The sequence below is a fragment of the Novosphingobium sp. Leaf2 genome (assembly GCF_001421325.1).
Classification (GTDB): Bacteria; Pseudomonadota; Alphaproteobacteria; order Sphingomonadales; family Sphingomonadaceae; genus Novosphingobium.
This window is the reverse complement of record NZ_LMJY01000005.1, coordinates 90148-107890: the sequence shown is the minus strand read 5'-3', so window position 1 is coordinate 107890 and position 17743 is coordinate 90148. Positions and strand designations below refer to the sequence as shown.

The 17743-nt window shown below is 58.5% G+C and carries 15 protein-coding genes; 8 read left to right on the top strand and 7 right to left on the bottom strand.

Features of this window, described 5'->3' with window-relative positions:
- Positions 1-133: 133 nt before the first annotated feature.
- The 5 genes from ASE49_RS05140 to ASE49_RS05120 all read right to left on the bottom strand — a co-directional run bounded on the left by ASE49_RS05140 (position 134) and on the right by ASE49_RS05120 (position 5726).
- Positions 134-571 (bottom strand): IS6 family transposase, encoded by a 438-nt coding sequence (locus tag ASE49_RS05140; protein ID WP_268778238.1) that lies wholly within the window; start codon positions 569-571, stop codon positions 134-136.
- 534 nt (positions 572-1105) lie between these two features.
- Positions 1106-2533 carry a hypothetical protein gene (locus tag ASE49_RS05135; protein WP_200921979.1) on the bottom strand — a complete coding sequence of 476 codons (1428 nt, stop codon included), beginning with the start codon at positions 2531-2533 and terminating at the stop codon, positions 1106-1108.
- Between the two features lie 18 nt (positions 2534-2551).
- The gene (locus ASE49_RS05130) at positions 2552-3775 is read right to left on the bottom strand and encodes an MFS transporter (RefSeq protein ID WP_056769045.1); all 1224 of its coding nucleotides are present in this window, start codon (positions 3773-3775) and stop codon (positions 2552-2554) included.
- 43 nt (positions 3776-3818) lie between these two features.
- The gene (locus tag ASE49_RS05125; RefSeq protein WP_056769044.1) at positions 3819-4226 is read right to left on the bottom strand and encodes a nuclear transport factor 2 family protein; all 408 of its coding nucleotides are present in this window, start codon (positions 4224-4226) and stop codon (positions 3819-3821) included.
- A gap of 12 nt (positions 4227-4238) precedes the next feature.
- Positions 4239-5726 (bottom strand): carotenoid oxygenase family protein, encoded by a 1488-nt coding sequence (locus ASE49_RS05120; protein ID WP_056769043.1) that lies wholly within the window; start codon positions 5724-5726, stop codon positions 4239-4241.
- A gap of 152 nt (positions 5727-5878) precedes the next feature.
- Between ASE49_RS05120 and ASE49_RS05115 the strand changes: the two genes are divergently transcribed.
- The 4 genes from ASE49_RS05115 (at position 5879) to ASE49_RS05100 (ending at position 11109) form a co-directional block, all read left to right on the top strand.
- On the top strand, positions 5879-6712 hold the full coding sequence (locus ASE49_RS05115) for a hypothetical protein (RefSeq protein WP_056769042.1): 834 nt from the start codon (positions 5879-5881) through the stop codon (positions 6710-6712).
- 82 nt (positions 6713-6794) lie between these two features.
- Entirely contained in the window at positions 6795-8081 is a 1287-nt protein-coding gene (locus ASE49_RS05110) for an acyl-CoA dehydrogenase family protein (protein ID WP_056769041.1), read from the top strand.
- A 50-nt stretch (positions 8082-8131) separates the two neighbouring features.
- Positions 8132-8929 carry an SDR family NAD(P)-dependent oxidoreductase gene (locus ASE49_RS05105; RefSeq protein WP_056769040.1) on the top strand — a complete coding sequence of 266 codons (798 nt, stop codon included), beginning with the start codon at positions 8132-8134 and terminating at the stop codon, positions 8927-8929.
- Positions 8930-9015: 86 nt separating this feature from the next.
- Positions 9016-11109: a TonB-dependent receptor gene (locus tag ASE49_RS05100; RefSeq protein WP_056769039.1), complete on the top strand. Its 2094-nt coding sequence runs from the start codon at positions 9016-9018 to the stop codon at positions 11107-11109.
- 230 nt (positions 11110-11339) lie between these two features.
- On the opposite strand, the gene ASE49_RS05095 is transcribed toward ASE49_RS05100, so the two are convergent.
- Complete coding sequence (locus ASE49_RS05095; protein ID WP_056769132.1) at positions 11340-12098, bottom strand: IclR family transcriptional regulator; 759 nt, start codon at positions 12096-12098, stop codon at positions 11340-11342.
- Between the two features lie 262 nt (positions 12099-12360).
- Here ASE49_RS05095 and ASE49_RS05090 point away from each other — a divergent pair, with 262 nt between their 5' ends.
- Together ASE49_RS05090 and ASE49_RS05085 are read left to right on the top strand one after the other, a co-directional pair.
- Positions 12361-13230: a VOC family protein gene (locus ASE49_RS05090; protein WP_056769038.1), complete on the top strand. Its 870-nt coding sequence runs from the start codon at positions 12361-12363 to the stop codon at positions 13228-13230.
- Between the two features lie 28 nt (positions 13231-13258).
- The gene (locus tag ASE49_RS05085) at positions 13259-14110 is read left to right on the top strand and encodes a fumarylacetoacetate hydrolase family protein (RefSeq protein WP_056769037.1); all 852 of its coding nucleotides are present in this window, start codon (positions 13259-13261) and stop codon (positions 14108-14110) included.
- Between the two features lie 160 nt (positions 14111-14270).
- Here the strand turns inward: ASE49_RS05085 and ASE49_RS05080 are convergent, their stop codons facing one another.
- Entirely contained in the window at positions 14271-14921 is a 651-nt protein-coding gene (locus tag ASE49_RS05080) for a TetR/AcrR family transcriptional regulator (RefSeq protein ID WP_056769036.1), read from the bottom strand.
- A 94-nt stretch (positions 14922-15015) separates the two neighbouring features.
- On the opposite strand from ASE49_RS05080, the gene ASE49_RS18635 reads away from it, so the two are divergent.
- Both ASE49_RS18635 and ASE49_RS05070 read left to right on the top strand, forming a co-directional pair.
- Entirely contained in the window at positions 15016-15309 is a 294-nt protein-coding gene (locus ASE49_RS18635) for an FAD-dependent monooxygenase (RefSeq protein ID WP_235522844.1), read from the top strand.
- A 547-nt stretch (positions 15310-15856) separates the two neighbouring features.
- Positions 15857-17302, top strand: coding sequence for an aldehyde dehydrogenase family protein (locus tag ASE49_RS05070; RefSeq protein ID WP_056769034.1), 1446 nt, complete (start codon positions 15857-15859; stop codon positions 17300-17302).
- Positions 17303-17743: the final 441 nt, after the last annotated feature.

Sequence of the window (17743 nt, the reverse complement as noted above, 5' to 3'; positions counted from 1 at the left end):
AAATGCACAAGTCGTCCTAACAGAACATTCTACGATCCAGACGGAGGCGGAGCCGTGCGGCGAGGCTAACCATCTTCATCGGTTCTGTCGCAAACGCCGGCTAGAGACGGTGTTGAGTCTTTGAAATGGTGAACTATACCGCGAGGCGGTTGAACTGCTCTGCAATGGACGGATTTCCGTCGATGGTTACCTGCCTGGGCAGACCATGGCGCGCATATGCCTTGCGGAAGAAGCGCTTCGCGTCCTTGAGATTTCGGGTCGGCGAAAACAGGAAGTCGACCGTTGCCCCGCCTTTGTCGATGGCTCGGTAGAGGTAGGTCCACTCGCCCTTCACCTTGATGTAGGTTTCATCGACATGCCACTTTCCCATCACAGGGCGCTTGCGGGAATTGAACGCTGCCAGCAGCACCGGCGAATAGCGCACCACCCAGCGATGGATCGTCGAATGGTCCGGTCGGATACCACGCTCTGCGATCATCTCCTCCAGGTCTCGCAAGCTCAAGGSGTAGCTCAGGTACCAGCGTACGCACAGCAGGATCACCGGTCGGTCAAAATGGCGGCCCTTGAACATTCTACCTCTGCGTGGAAATGCCAACAAACGCCTCCTCTACCGCCACCTGCAGATTTTTGCGACAGAACCNCGGTCGGTCAAAATGGCGGCCCTTGAACATTCTACCTCTGCGTGGAAATGCCAACAAACGCCTCCTCTACCGCCACCTGCAGATTTTTGCGACAGAACCGTGGAAGGGCATCTCGAACGCAAGGAGGAGATTGCCGGCGATCATCTGGTCCCGCTCGCCCCGCAAAGCATCGATGTGCTGCGGGCCCTATGGCGCGCGTGGCCATTGGCTCTCTCGGGAAAAAGGATGGTGGAGACTGGTAGGCAGCCCCCCAAACTGCCGAGGCCATGACCATAGCATGGTTCAAACGGCAAGGCTTCACCAGCCTCGCCAATCATCACACCGCTCTCAACATTGCCGGAAACCGCCGTGGTACGTAGAACGTGTGCCCGGTGGCGTGAGAAGGGGGAAAGCGAGAATCCCTCCTACTCGATTCCCGTGGTACGTATGTTGCGGCTCTACCGTTGTCGGCCTATCCGCATGGGTCAGGGCTGCTGCGGTAGCTCTTTTAGTTTAGTTGCTTCTGCTTCGATGGCGGCCATCCTGTCACCCTCGCAGATAGCCGTGACTACGCGCCGGGTATGGGTGCAGTATGTATACAGAACGTCAGCCGAGACCACTGGGCACGACGGCATCTTCCAAGTCAGGAAAGCCTTGACCCCATCGATCGACAACCCGAGCAGATCGTTATGCGCTGCGCGTTGCTGCAATCGCTCATATTCCTGAAGCGTTGACACGGGCAACGGCGCTTTGAGCTCATCGAGCTCTCTGGTCATCGCCAGAAGCGTTACCCGGTCCTCGGCATCGGTCCGCTCGGCCGCTGCGCCAACACATTCGATCCTCAGCGCCACGAACAGGCTTTCACCGTCTGCCACAGTGCCCCCATGAGCGACGAAATAGGCGCACAACAAACGGCTCAGCGGGGCCGTGCTCGGCGAGCGCGTAACCAGTCCCCGCCCGCGCCCCGGCAGGGCGGTCGCGGTTTCCGCATCCTCCATGAGTCGAATGGCTTGCCGCACGATGCTCTTGTCAACGCCCATCCTGTCCGCAAGATCGAACTCGTTGCCGATCAGTTCACCCTTGGTCCAGCGTTCCGGGGTCGTAGCCGACATCAGATCATGAACCAGCTGCATCGCCTGACCCTTGAAGCAGCTGCTCTGGGGGATGGAAGGAGGGGCAACCTTGCGGTCCGATGGATGGGTATCCAGTTGCGAGACAAGCGAAGCCCGCTGGACCGTTCGAATCCAATCGAGCATTTCGAAGCCGGAAGCAGCCTGTGCGATCATGCTGCCAGCGCCCGCCGGCAGTCCTTCATCGGCAAAGGGCGGGAGAAGCGCGCCTATCAAATCGCCCAGCACGGCCAGCATGCGGTTACCGCTTGCCGCGATAATCGCTTCACCGACCGCCCGGGCTCCCAGTGGGCAAGCTTCCTGAAGCACGCGCCCCAAATGCTGCCGGTCAATATCCTGGACGCCATCGATCAGCCGGATGCCTACCGACTGCAGCAAGATCCAGGTTTCGATGATCGAACTGCGGTCCATGTCGGAAACATAAGCATAACCCGCCAGTCGGGCGATCAGTTCGCCGAGGTCGGGAAGAACGACCTCCAGACCGCCGTGGGGTCCGCGTCGCATCCTGGCATGGTCGCGTGCCTCCAGTAGCCGCACGACCTCGCGGAATACGTCGCGTCCGACGCCGTAGCGTTCAGCCAGGACCGCCTCTCCGCCGATCCGGCGGCCTGCTGGCCAACCCTGGTTCAGCAATTCATCTTCGAGGCTGCCGGCAATCAGAAAGGGCTGCTTGTTGAGTGGGCGGCTGCCGACCACGCTGTCAGCGAGATCTCCCAAGGGCATGGATGCGCTGACGCGACGGCGTTTTTCGCGGCACGAGCCCGTCGGCAGACCTGCAACCATTTTTGGTCTCTCCTCGCCCTAATTATAGATATCCGCAGCCGGCCTTTCTGAGCGCCGAAATCCAGCCGAGTAGTCGAGCAAGCCGATGCATCCCGTGGCGATGGCCAAAACGACCGCAGCGACTGCCATGGGGACAATATAGCTCCCCGACACGTCATATCCAAGGCCAATAAGCAACGGAGCCAGACCGATAGCGACCATCGTCAGTGACAGGATGATACCGAATATCTGGGCAGACGCTTTCAGCCCGAAATACCGTGTTGCAAAGAATGGGGCGAGGCCCGTCGTTGCGCCCATCGCTATGCCAATGAAAATCGATCCAAGCATCAAAGCGGGCAGGGCGACACTGGCGGTCATGATGGCGATGCCGACGATCGGCAGCGCGTAGAAAAGTTGGAGCAGGCGGCTATCGCGTATCCTGTCGGCCGCATAACCGGCAAGGAAAGCGCCGGCCGTACCTGTGATGAAGAGCACTGAAAGAACCAAGGCAGCGGTTTCCGGGGCCACCCCGCGTCCGGTCTGCCATGCCACGAGATGGACGGTCAGTCCGATCACCGTTGCGCTGCCCAGACTGGCGCCGATAGCCAGCAGCCAGAAGGTGGGAGTACGCATGGCCGCGCCTACGCCTGAAGAGGTACCCATTATCTCTGGTCCTCCAGGCATATGGGAGCGGGGGCGCAAAAAGCCGAGCGCAGCGATCACGGCGGCTGCGAGCACAATCATGCCCAAGGAACGGTATGCAGCGCGCCAGCCCAGAATGGCCAGCAATTGCTGCGTCATCGGCGATACGATGGCCTGGCTGCACGCTGGCGCCACCGAGACGATGCAACCAAGCGCCAGCGCCCGGTTCCGGTCGTACCAGGATGCGATCAGCGGAACGAAAGCCGGCGGACCTGATATCGCCGCTCCTGCGCCCATGAGCAGCGCAGCACCCCAGAACAGCAAACCTGCATCCTTCAGCAAGGATACCATCCCGAAACCGGCGGCGATCATCAAAAGGCCGATGGTCACAGGCCAGCGAACCCCGATCCTATCGATGATGCGCCCGCCGATCGGCATGAGCAGAGCAGAAGAGAGAGAGAGGATCGTGATGAATTGGGGGAACACGGATCGCCCCCACCCAAGATCCTTCGACACCGGCTCCAGAAAAACCGGAAAGGAACCCATGAACAGCGCGGACATGCCCGCAGCCATGCACAGGGCGCTCGCGGCCGTGACCTGCCAGCGTTTCGGCGTCGTCATACTCTCTCCCTTAACCCTGCTTAGTTAGCTTGCAGGCCTGAAATCATGCGTCAGAGAGCGTTGCTCCGTCCCAATGTTCAGCCAGCTTGCCGTCTTCGATGCGCCACATGTCGAACCAGTAGGTCCTATAGGTTTTCGACGGATCTTCGGGGTGGGGCAGGTCGCGCGGCAGGATCATGACGATCTTGTCGCCCTCGTGTACGAACATCGGCGGCTCGGTGGCGGGCTTCATGGACGTACGCGCCCTCTCAGCCTCTTCAGACTGCGTCCATTCGATGATAGCGTCGGCGCCTGAGCGGATGCTGGGGTTATGCTGAATGTATTCGTCGGTCAGATAGGGGCGTGCCTGCGGCGCGGTGGCCGGATCGACCAACAGACCCATGACCTTCATGACAAGTTCACTGGCCGCTGCGCTGTCGAGCTGGCCCTTTGTATTCGCATTCGTCGTCATATCTTTTTCCTTTTAGAACCACTCGGCGACATGTGCGCCATCGACCCAGGTTGAATGGATGCCCAGCCGCATCCGCAAAGGCAGGCTGAGCCGTGCTACCGGCCCTGCAGACAAATTTAGGCTCTCAAGGATGACCAGTTCGCTACGCCGCTCGAGCGGGCGGTTGAGCAATGCAATCACGAAGCCATCGCCTTCGGGCGCATCTGCCGAGCGGGGCACGAATACCGGGTCTTGGAACGTCGTTGCCGGCCCAGGAAACCAGTCGTCTCTGGTGCCGTCAGCCAGATCGAAGTGGCTGAGCTGATTGAAAAGAACCGGGACAGGACGACCATTGACGTCCGTCGACAGTTTGCTGGGGTCGAGCGTCGGCACGAACATGTGCCTATACTCCTGCATCTCGCGCCGCGGATCGATATGCGCGCCCTCACCGCCGACGGGGGTGAGGACGGTCCGGTGCGCCTCTGTCAGTTCATCGGGATTCGCGTGATAGTCGATCGTCCAACGCACCAGCGCATTTTGCACCGTGCCCGGAGGAGGCGCGTTGCCGTCGCTGTCCTGAACCACCGGCGCAAAGCCATTGCCATCGGCTTCGAGCAGATCGAGCAGGATCTTGCCATCTTCCTCCCAGGCGTTGACGGTGTGCCCAGGGAATGCAGACGGCGCCTTGAACCAACGGACCTCGTCCGCATTACCCATCCTCGGGATGATGCCGAAATATTGAGGCATGTCCGCTTCATAGATGAAATGCGGGCCGCCCGAGCGAAGACGATCCATATCGCTGGTGATCGGCATGACCGGGAAGATCATGTAATTTTGCGTCAGCGCGCAATCGTGGATCATCGCGGAGCGCGGCGCCTCGAACCACACCTCATGCTCCAGCCTGCCGGAAGCATCGAAAACGTAGTAGGCGATGTCACGTGTGGTCTCACCCTTGGCGGCGTAACCGAACGCGAAGAGCTGGCCGGTATTCGGATCTATCTTGGGGTGCGCCGTGAACGTTTTGCTGGTGATAGCGCCATCGCTTGTCCAGGGCCCATGCGTTTCGAGCGTGGTCGGATCGATCTCATATGCAAGACCGTCTTCCTTCGCCGATAGCAGGCGCCCGCCATGATAGAAGAGAGCGGTGTTCGCGGTGGTACGGCTTTTGCCCTCGACGGAAGGATCGTCAGAGAAGGGATCACGGTAATTGCCGAACAAGGAGCGCCGCGCGGCACGTTCGAGCAAAAACCTTTCGGTGCGCACATAACGGGTGCGGAAATCGACATGACCGTTCTTGATACGGAAAGCGCGGACCGACCCGTCACCTCCTGCAGCCACCGTCATAAGGTGAAGGTTGGCAATCTCGGGCGGAAAAGTCTGATCTGGCACTGCCTGAACAAGCAGTCCGTCGAGAGAGGGCGGGATCTCGCCCTCAATAACTTCCAGATCAAATACCTCACCTTCGAATCGACAGGGTTCGTCGATTCCCTGCGTCATCATCGCTGGGAAAGCCTTCGTCATTATCCTGCTCCCGCACAACTCGTTCCAATGTTGTCCGCTACCTTCGCGACTCGAGGCAAACAAAACCAGACGGCGGATCATCAGATGATCTTCCGTCTGGTTTGGGCGTCACAATGATGCACTCCAAACCGCAACAAGGAGAGGAAATCGCTATGAGCAGCAGTCACAACTCCGATGGCCATCCGGACAAGGTCGCGCTGAAGGCCGCTTTGCGGTCTTTTCTTGACGCACGCGTGAGCCTCGAAGGGGAGATGCCGAATGTCGAGGCCGCCCGGTGGTCTGAAAACAATGTCGGGGCCCATCCTGATTCAGTCACCAGGATCGAGGAGTTCCCGGCGGTCCAGATTTTCGCCGACCCGCTCCAGGGGCAGGGCGCCGCGATAGGTGTTGCGCGTGTTGCGGAACAGCTGCGGCCATATGCGGCGCGTGTCGCATTCGCAGGCGATCAGATTGCCGAAGTCGAGGAGATAATCTCGACCGCCACCCACGGGCACTTCGCGGATGTCGACAGACTTTTGCTTCCCGACGTCCTCTACGAAGGGCAGATACCGCCTGAACGGGCAGGCGATCGCGACGCCGTGCGCAACAGGGCAGACAGCTACTGGCAGGCGCTCGAGGAAAGCGACGGCACAGTGGCGCGATTCGCCTATCGCTGCGACCGTTATGACAACGGGAAAAAAATCACCAATAACCTCTCGATCCTGTTGTCACCCGATGCGGCGGTGCATTCACCGGCAAGTTGCGTCAGCGCGACGCGCCCCGCACGCCCCATCGCGCGGAACCGCCGATTTCCGGTGATCGATACGGATCTCGGGATTGCCGTCAGCTTTGTTCTTGTCGATTTCCATCCAGCACCGCACCTGGATCGCCCCGATTGCGGCACTTTCTACATGGCGGGGCTGTTCAAGATCAGCGACGATGAAATTCGCAGCCTGGACGAGATACGTGAAATCCTGCCGCTCGGTATTTCCGAGATTTGGACATAACGCCGTCTGGTTTGCTTCCGGCGTTGGGGGCATTTTTATTGCAACTCACCGGCGTCGCGCCGGGCTATAAGGCGAGGATACCATGATCGGAGTTTCGCGTACCCCCATCCATGAATCGATCCATTCGACAGCCGAAGGCCGGGCGATACGAGATCGTGTCCGCGCCATCGTGCCGATGCTGCGGGAGCAGGGAGCAGAGGCAGAGCGCATCGGATGCATGCCGCTTCCCTCGCTCAATGCACTTGCGGATGCCGGAGTTTTCAGGATTTCGGTGCCTGTTGAGCACAACGGTTATGCGCTGGGTGCACGCGATCTGGCCGAGATCGTCACGGAGATAGCGCGGGGCGACGGCTCTGCTGCGTGGATCACGATGATTGGTTCGGGTTTTGCGCGCGTAATGCTGACCTTTCCCGACCGCGCGGTCGAAGAGGTGTATGGTCTGGTGCCGGAGTGGAAGGGCCCCGTGGTTGCCAGCGCCTCGCTGTTCTCTGAAAAGATCCAGCGCGCCCGGAAAGTCGATGGCGGCTACGTGGTTGAAGCTGGCTGCAAGTGGGGCTTCGGCAGCGGCTGCAAGCACGCGGCATTCATGGTAGTTGGCGTTCAGGCCGACGACGTTCGCGGTATGGTGCTGCTCGAGCGCGGCCAATATGAGATCGTCGACGACTGGAAAGTCATGGGTCTGTCCGGATCTTCCAGCAACAGCATCACCGTGGCTGAAGAGGTTTTCATCCCCGAACACCGCTTTGCAGATCTTTCGCAGTTGCCCGCGAACCTGGACAACCTGCGCAACCGCTTCGGCGGTATGGGTTACAAGCTTGACGGGCTGGGCCTCATGTTGATCGTCGCAATGGAGACGATGGCGATTACGCTGGGTATGGCTCGTGGTGCATTCGACTGTTTCGTGGCACAATGTGAAAACAAGAAGCCGTTCAACCTTCCCTATGAAACGTTGGCTGCGACCCCTTCGATCGAAGTGGTCGCTGGCAAGACGCGCGCGATGATCAACGCCGCAGAAGCGCTTATCTTTGCTCGTGCCGATCATATCGACCGCAAGGCGCAGGCAGGCGAAGCGTTCACCCCGTCCGAAGAGTCCGAGATCATGATGGATTTCGTGCACGCCGGCAATGTCTGCGGGGCCGCGATCGACATGATCCAGATCGCTCTCGGATCGTTCTCCGTCAGCCTAGCCAATCCTATCCAGCGGTACGTCCGCGATACCCGCGTTGCTCTGACGCACGGCTCGACGCGCCTTGATCCGGCAGCCGAGATCAGCGGTCGACAACTGATGGGTCTGCCCCCCCTCAGCGCCTTCGCGGCGGCTGTGCCAGGCGTCGACAAGGCCCAGCAGATCTCGAGCAAGGCTGCATAAAAAATCTAAATTCGAGAAAATGGGCTTCCGGGTCCTAAGAAAGGCAAATCATGAAACTCGACTTGGCTGGCAAGCGCGCGCTTGTTACCGGCAGCAGCTCCGGTATCGGCCGGATGATCGCGATACAACTTGCAGCCGAAGGTGCGGAAGTGGTCGTGCACGGACGCGATCCTGGCCGAACCGAAAAGACCGCCGACGAACTGCGCGAAGCAGGCGGTAGTGCCATGACCGTTCTTGGAGACCTGATGGACGGTGATCAGGCCTCCACGGTCGTTGAGCGCGTTCGCGATCTTGGCGGTGTCGACATTCTGGTCAACAATGCCGGCGGTCGTCACGGTGGTTGGGAGCGTTCCGGCTGGTTCGGTACAAGCGCTGAGAATTGGATCGCCACCTACAAGCAGAACGTGATCTCAACTGCCACGCTAATCGACGGGCTAGTGCCCGAGATGGTCAATCGTGGCTGGGGACGCGCCATCCAGATCGCCAGCGCGGTTGCGCTTCATCAACCGCCCAACTTCGCGGATTATCAGGCCGCCAAGGCGGGCGAGATCAATCTTTCGCGATCGCTATCTCGTGGTTTGGCGGGTTCGGGAGTGACATCGAACGCAATCAGCGCCGGCATCATCCACACGCCCGGTTCCGACGCGGAACTGGAAAGCATTGCGCAGGAACTGGGATTTGGCGGCGACTGGCGCTCGCACGAGCGGGAAATCGCTCTAAACGCCTTCCGTCAGACCACACCGCGTATCGGAAAGCCGGAAGACATCGCCGCTGCCGTTTGCTTTCTCGCCAGCCCCCGTGCGGACTTCATCACGGGCATCAATTTGGTGATCGACGGCGGAATGTGAATGCTCTTCGAGTAGCGCCGTCTGGTTTATTGGCGCGAACGGGCGACTTCTACGAACACACAAGAATGAGTTTTGGGAGGAGTGAGATGAGAGGCGTATTCGCACTGGCAGGTAGTGGGCTTGCTATTATTATGGCGCAGTCACCTGCGTTTGCCCAATCTGCATCGACTGACGCAGCGGCCCCTCGTAACAACGAGGCGTCGGCTACGCAGGATCAGGCTGGAATTCAGGATATCGTTGTCACAGCACAGCGGACATCCACGACTGTGCAACGTACACCCGCCACAATCGAGGTGCTTAACCCTACGGATCTGGTCGCGCGCGGGGTCGGTTCGCTCAATGATGCATTGAGCAACGTTTCCGGGGTTTACATTCAGTCCAATAACAAGGGGCTGAACGTCAACATTCGTGGCGTAGGAACGGGCCTTGATTCAGCGGCTGGCGATCCGGGTGTTAATACCAACATCGACGGCGTTTATTACCGCCAGGCCAGCACGATAGCATCGGGTCTTTATGACCTGGATCGCATAGAAGTTCTGAAAGGCCCCCAAGGCACGCTCTACGGGCGCAATGCTACTGGTGGCGCCGTCAACGTACTTACGGCCGATCCCACCTTTGACTTCGGCTATCGGGCAGCGATCACTGTAGGAAATTACAGCTTGCTGCGTACCGACGCAGCGATCAACGTTCCGCTTTCTTCGACGCTTGCCGTGCGTGCGGCGTTCGGCAGCGAATCTCGCGATGGTTATTACGATACGGGACAGGATGACGCCGACAGAAAGGGCGGTCGCCTAAAAGTATTGTGGACGCCTAGTTCTTCACTGCGCCTTCTGGCCGGCGTTTCCTATTCCCACGATGGCGGGGTTGGTCCCGGAACGATCAGCGTCAGCGAGCCTGAAGGCTCCCGCCACGCGGTGGTCAACCATCTACCAGCGGGCCAACTAGACGCCAAACTGTTGACGGTGTTTGGTAATCTTGAGTGGGACGCAGGTCCGGTCCGCGTAACATTCATTCCGACTTATTCGCATTACCTGTATGACTATATTGGCACCAATACCAGCTTCTACTCGCAGCAGCGCGCGCGTGAAAAGCAATTCAGTTCGGAACTGCGCTTTTCATCGCCTGTAGGCAGCCCGATATCGTGGGTTGCCGGTCTCTATTACTATAACGATGACCTCGCAAATTACTCCAACTTGCTTGATCTTGGCGTTATCAACGATCAGCCGAATCTCAAGACCCGCTCTTATGCGGCCTTTAGTGACGTGACCGCAAAAGTTACGGATAGCTTCAGAATTATTGGCGGCGTTCGTTATACCAAGGATAACAAAAAGCAGATTGGCACGACCGTGGTTGGCGGCGGAGTGACCGTTGGCCCATTTGACGGGGTGCTGAAATCCAACGCGGTCAACTTCCGCCTTGGTGCGCAGCTGGACCTCACGCCGACCGTGATGGCCTATGCCACCTACGCCACCGGCTACAAGGCTGGCGGGTTCGTGCCTGATGAACCAGGGTACAATACATTCAAGCCCGAGCGCCTGCGCTCATTGGAAGGTGGGATCAAGTCGCGTCTGTTTGGAAACAGCCTTCAGCTTAATGCTGCCGGTTTTTACTATAACTACGACAACTATCAGGTCTCGTCCCTCGGGTTCGCCCACTACGGCGGCTTGAGCGCCCTGGTGTTCAACAGCCAAGGCAAGACCAAGATTTACGGCCTGGAATTCCAGGCGTCGTATCAGGCCACGTCAGACGACCAGATCGGCTTGACCTTGTCGCTTATGCACAGCGAATTCGGGACCTTCATCATTCCCGCGACGCCTGTGACGCCAGCGACAGACGTGTCCGGGAAGAAGCTGCCATCTGCGCCATCGCTCAGCGGATCGGCTTTCTATCAGCACGACTGGCATATCGGTGAGGGCAAAATCACTGCACGTGCTGATACCTATTTCTCGACTTCCTATTGGTCGGAATTCTCTCACGCTCCGAACAGTCAAAGGCCTGGCTATACCCGCACCGACTTGAGCGTAACCTACTATGGTGACAATGGCTTGTGGTCGGTTGGCGCTTTCGTAAAGAACATCGAGAATAGCTGGGTTGTAAGCCTGAAGGCGAACACCGCGGTCGGTGATTATTTCCTGCAGCCACCGCGTACTTTCGGTGCTACCTTGACCTTGAAAAACTGACACCGAGATGCGGCAGGCGCTGATGATGCGCCTGCCGCATCGTCCCCACGCTTTTAAGCGCGCGGCCAAGGCATGTCGAACCCATGGAATCTTACATGCGCTAAGTCTGGTATCTGCGATCAATATATTCGAGGCGTAGATAGCCAGGCAAGCCTTGCACGCTTTGGCTTAGCAGAGCGGCTTATGTGCATAACGTCTGGCTATGCCGACCTTAAGGGGATACTGTCGGATCAACGACTCTGCAGTGCGATCGTGATATCCCTTCCCGCCGCGAGGACTGCTTGTTTCGTAGCGTTAAAGAAAGGCTCGTCGCCATTGAAAAGGTGATCCGATACGACGAGTCCGATACTGCCGAGCACGTTATTAGACGCGTCAAAAACCGGCGCCGATATTCCCATCAGTCCAGCATCGAGCTCGCCTGCCGTGGCGACGACGTTGCTTTTGCGAAGGCTGCGTACGGCGGCTTTGAAGTCTTGCCAGGTATCGCCTAACCCGGCTTCGCTCACTTCAGTCGGATTTGAATCGTAGAAATTGCGCAACTGACGTGGATTGAGATGGGCAAGGATCGATTTCGAGGCGGCGCCTCTCGCAAGCGGCATCGGGCGGCCTCGCTCGTAGCTGATGGCAAAGCTGGGTGCCCGCAACACGTACTGATCTACGCACATGACGCGAAGGCGATAAATGCGGCATAGCAGGCCGATCGCATTGCCGTCATACGGCGCCACGATTTGACGCAAGGGTTCCTGAGCTTCGTGGATCAATGGATCATACCGTCGCATCAACCGATCAAGTTCGATGACAGCAGGCCCGACTATATAGCGTCCGGAATTGTTTGCCACCAGCAACCCCGCCGTTACGAGGCTGCGCACGTACTGGTAAGCCGAACTGGCAGAAATGTTCAATTCTGCACTAACTGCCTCCACAGTCCATTCTGGCTGCTCGATGGAGAATAGCTGCAGAATGGAAAGTACTTTGTCGGCCGTCGTCATCTTCGTCCTTGTGGTCGTGGTCTGCGGTTGCAGCACCCGCCATACCCTGTTCTAGCTCGGGTTTGGAACCCTCAGGTTTCCCAAGGGTCAGATCTGTTGGCAGTGCAACCAGGAACGGTTGCGGCGTATTGCAGCGCCGATCCGTCAGCCGCAGGCGACCCCAAACGTCAGGGCGCAAGAACTCGTTTGACATCAATTTTCCATGATATTAGGAAAAGTGTATTACGCAGCTGAGAAGACAGCGCATCGCAATCGAGGCAATATGGCGGTAAAATTTGTGGCGGATCGCTGGGGGCGTCCAAAAGATTCGCTTGTGGCGGCGCTGTATTATCTTGAGCTTGGATGTACAGAGCCTGCAGCGACCGCGGCGTTTTACGGGCGTGCGATGGGGTATGGCATCACGCAGCAGGATGCCTCATGGATTGCAGAAGCGCCAGGCAGGTGCCTTATATTGAGTCGTGGAGCCCCGAAAACCCTTTTATCGGCGGGTTTCGCGGTGCCGGATGTTGGTGAGATCGAGCTTTTGCAGTCGAGGCTGGATGCTGCCGATCGGCCGTATACGCGAGGCGCGACTTATCTTTTCCAAGAGGCGATTACGCTTCAGGATCCGGACGGTCATACGTTCACTTTTGGAATACCTGCGCAAGCAAGGGCGGAGCCCATCGAAAGGGTGCCGCCAGCCCGCTTGCAGCATGTAGTGGTCGCTAGCCGTAATCCTGCGCGTATTGTGAAATTCTTCATCGACGTGCTGGGCTTCACTCTATCGGACGATGTTTTGGACGATGAAGGCGGTGTACGAACGTCGTTCTTGCGGTGCAGCCACGAACACCATAGTTTCGCGGTATTCCTCGCTCCTGAAGACCGCCTGGACCATCACTGTTACGAAACGTCAGACTGGAACGCGATCCGCGACTGGGCCGACCATATGGCCAGCGAGCATATCCGCCTCCAATGGGGGCCGGGGCGGCACGGTCCGGGCAATAACCTCTTCATTTTCGTCCATGATCCAGACGGAAACTGGGTCGAAATTTCCGCCGAACTCGAGGTGGTGGGGCACGATCGGCCTGTTGGTAAATGGATACATGAACAACGCACGCTGAATAGCTGGGGCCAAGGCCTGCTGCGCAGCTGAATTCATACGCTTTCATGCGGAGCATATTATGAAATGGACTAGTTACATCGCAGATGGCCGCGCAAGCTACGGCTTCCTCGATGGAGAAGAGATTGTCGATGCTGGCGCTGTCCTTAGCGATCGCCATCCCGACCTTAAATCGCTTATCGAAGTCGGTAGCCTGATCGAAGCTGCGTATGAAGCAAAGAATGCTGCCCGCATTGCGCTTGCCGATGCGCAACTTCTGCCCGTGATACCCAATCCGGGAAAGATCTTCTGCGTCGGCCATAATTATGAAAGCCATCGGCAGGAGACTGGCCGCGACAAGACGGAGTTCCCGTCAATATTTACGCGCTTTGCAGATAGTCAAATCGGGCATGGCAGTCCGTTGATTCTGCCCAAGGTCTCTACCATGTTCGATTTTGAAGGCGAACTGGCGATTGTGATCGGTGAAGGCGGCAGGGCTATTTCCGAGGGTGACGCGTTGTCGCATGTAGCTGGCTACGCATGTTACAACGATGCATCGGTGCGGGATTGGCAATGGCATACCCGCCAGTTCACACCCGGAAAGAACTTCCCGGGCACCGGGGCCTTTGGTCCTTGGCTGGTCACCGCCGATGAAATCCCAGACCCAACCACCCTATCGGTGACGACGCGCGTCAACGGAGAGACTTTACAGTCGCAACCTACATCCGACATGATCTTCCCGATACCGACTATCATCGCCTACGTGTCGGCGTTCACGCCGTTGTCGCCAGGTGATGTCATTGCAACTGGTACTCCGGGCGGGGTTGGCGCGAAGCGTCAACCGCCGCGATGGCTCATGGCTGGAGATGTCGTGGAGATCGATATAACTGGCGTCGGTCTACTCGTGAATAAGGTCGAGAATGAAGGGCTGTAAAGCATCACGCGGCGGAAGGGCGCTTTATACGAAGCGTTTGGGCCTTCCGCTGGCAAATTGCGCGTTGGCTCTAACTGGTTGTGGCGGCGTCAGGCGGCGTTTGAGATCGTTACCGAAAGGTCGTCTAAATCGTTTCAACAAAACCAAAGGTCGGTGCTACTTATTTTACGATATCCTGGGCAGCCTCGATCCCCAGTCTGGCCGCATCGGAAGGCTCAACGCAGAGAGCGCGAAGGGCGCACGCCGCCATGGCGCTTCCCAAACTCTTTGTAGAGCCAGTAACATTGCCGGATATCATGCTGCGCATCGTAACGCCTACTAAACCGACCACGGTCAGCACGCCGGCTTCGAGATCCACGCCGCTCAATCGACCTATCTCGAGCCCGGTCCGCACGTCGTTTGCAAGACCCTTGTTGAGCTGGGAAATATAATTCGTTCGCCGGTCTTCCAGAGCCAATAGCGCCTGGAGCCGTTGTGGATGCGACTTGGCATACTCCATCACCGTGCATAGCGCGCGGGCGATTCTCAAGGCAGGATCAGAAAGGCCCTCATTGTTTTTGACAATGTGATCTTCGAGGTCCTTGGCGATCTCATCGTAGACTTCATCTGCAAGTGCGTTTTTGTCGCCGAAATGATTATAGAAACTGCCCTTCGCCACGTCGGCCCTATCCACGATATCGTCGACGGTGACGCCTTCAATCGGTGTTTCGGCAAAAAGCTGTTGAGCGGCGTTGATCAATGCGGTTCGCGTTTTACGCCGCTGGCGGTTTGGCTGCTTCAGGGTGGTAGGCCTATTAACAAGAGTGTCCATCGCAGCTTATCTACCGCAACTGAGCGGCATGTGAGAGCTTAAAGTTGCACTGACGCACAACCCTACCGCCGTTCACCGCGTCAAGGTACTCGAAATGCTCTCCGTCATGTGCGGAGCGGCGGAAGGCATCGACGCTGTCGTCATCGAACGCCGGGATCGGTCCTTTGTAGAGGCCCGCGTGCGAGTTGGCGTACTGGAACAGATCACCACTCCTTTTATGCATCGCTTGGGTCTGGATGAGCGTTTGCGCCGAGAAGGTCGTGTACATGGCGGTAAGCAGTTCTCGCTTGATGGTTCGCTTTCCGAGCCAATGCGCTGGGGCCGTTTGTTTCTAGCCGGAGATGCAACACATATTGTACCTCCGACCAGAGCCAAGGGAATGAACTAAGCCCTTTTGGATGTCATTCCCTGAGCGAAGCGCTGGTAGATCACTATCGGGGCGGAAGCGAAGCAGGTTTGGAGGGCTATTCGGCCAGAGCGCTCGTCAGGGTATGGAAAGCGGAGCGCTTCTCCCGGTGGTTCGCTTCAATCACGCATCGCTTCCCCGGGATGGACGGCTTTGCGCCTTGTATTCAGGCCGCAGAGCTTGACTACATCCGCAGACCGCAAGCTGCTCGGCGACCTTGGCTGGAAACTATGTAGGGCTGCCACTGAAGTTTGCGTGATACCTGACCATGCGGCCATTCCCTGACGAATGGGATCGTCACCATTCTTTGCCGATGCTCTTGATATGGCTGATGTGAGACCCCGATGATCCCGGTCGGCGGCTCCACGAATGGGGTGCGATGAAGCAGCATGCAGACGGATGCCGTCTGGCATATGGTTCCTCCGTCTGGTTTAGGGCTGCGGTTCCGGCTTGTGTATCGCATCATGATCAAAGTGAGCTTCGACCACCATCGATAGCCGCTGCGTGATCGGGCGGGAGACCTGAATCGATGGCAAATGAAATGAAGGCGCTGCACCTGATCGGGGGCGAATGGCTTGATGCTGGTGAGCCGGGCGAAAGCTTCAACCCCGCCACGGGCGATGTGATCGGGACATATGGTCTGGCAGGAGCGGTTGAAGCGGAGCGCGCGATCTCGGCTGCCGGCAAGGCGTTCAAGGAAAGTGGCTGGAAGGACGACCATCGCCTGCGGGCCAGCGTCCTCAATGCGATGGCCGATGCTTTCGAGGCACGATTCGACGAGCTGGTGGCACTTACCGGGCTAGAGAACGGCAAAGTGAACTTCCACGCGCAAATCGAGATCGGCATCGCTCCGCAGACCCTGCGCTACAACGCTGCACTGGCGCTGACTGAGGCCGGCCGGGCCGCCGAACGCGAGCCCGGGCAGATATCGCTGACCTTGAAGCAGCCGGTGGGGATCGCCGGGATCATTGCGCCGTGGAATTCGCCCTGTGCGTTGGTGACCCGCTCGCTGGCCCCGGCTTTGGCCGCCGGGTGCACCGCGGTCGTCATGCTGCCGTATCAGACCGCGCAGCTCAACCATCTGATCGCGCAAATCATCGCTTCTACAAAGGGTCTGCCCCCTGGCGTCGTCAACCTCATCACGGGCGGCAAGGAGGCAGGTGAGGCTATCGTCGCATCGCCGAAGGTGCCGACCATCAGCTTTACCGGTAGCACGGCCACGGGCCGCGCCATTGCTGCCAATGCCGCCCCGTTGGTCAAACGGTTGGGCCTCGAGCTTGGTGGCAAGACACCGTTGATCGTGTTCGACGATGCTGATCTGGATGCCGCGGTGGGAGCTGCCGTAGCGGCGCTTACCGTGTTTTCCGGCCAGTTTTGCATGACGGGCAGCCGGTTGCTGGTTCAGCGCGGTGTCGCCGACAAGGTGGCACAGGCGCTCGGTGAAGCACTGTCTGCCGTTCGCGTCGGCCCGGCCGCCGAGCCATCTTCCGAAATGGGGCCTCTGATTGACAAGGCGAGCGTCCAGCGGGTCGATCGTATGGTGGAGGCCGCAATCGACGCGGGCGCAAGGGCGATCGTGCGGGGCGGCCCGGTCACGGAAGGTGCGTTGGCAAAAGGTGCATTCTATCGCCCAACACTGCTCGAAGTGACCGATAACGCGGACGAAATCATTCAGCGCGAAGTCTTTGGCCCGGTGCTCGCCATGCAAGTGTTCGACACAGAAGACGAAGCCGTGAGCATGGCCAACGACACAGAATACGGGCTGGCTGCCAGTGTGTGGTCCCGCGATCTGAACCGACAGGTTCGTATGGCGCGGGCGCTTGATGCCGGCACGGTGTGGATCAACGGGTGGGCGGCGCTATCAGACCAGTTCGAAGAGGGCGGGTTCAAGCAGAGCGGTTTGGGCCGCATGCGTGGCCTTGCGGTGCTAGAGGATTTCATCGAGCATAAGCACATTTCCTTCGTTACCAGCTGAACCCGATCAATCGCTCCTGACGAGCGCTCGGTCAGCGTGCCGAGCGCTCGTCAGATCAGTTGCGCCGTTAGCGATTTGGAAGAACGTCTCGATAGAGGCGTTATCGCAGCAGTTACCCTGCCATTCATCGACGGGTGCGGGGGCATAGGTCCCTAGCTTTGGAACGGGCGATTTCCTGCCTCTGATTCCTCTTTCGCGCTTTGTTGTTCCTTCCACTGCGCTGCAAAATGAAGCGTGTCGGCACAATAGAATGCTGCCGAGGTTCACCTCGGCGATGACTATGTAGACGAGGTATGCACGACACGCAGGGTGATGCTGGCGAACGAGCCCACACATCGGTGTTTGTGTCGGCCCAGGCAGCAGCCCGAAGGCGGCGATCCTCGATGCCGTGCTAAACAATGTTGCGCGGCCGTAATCGTGAGGCCAGGTTTATGGATGACC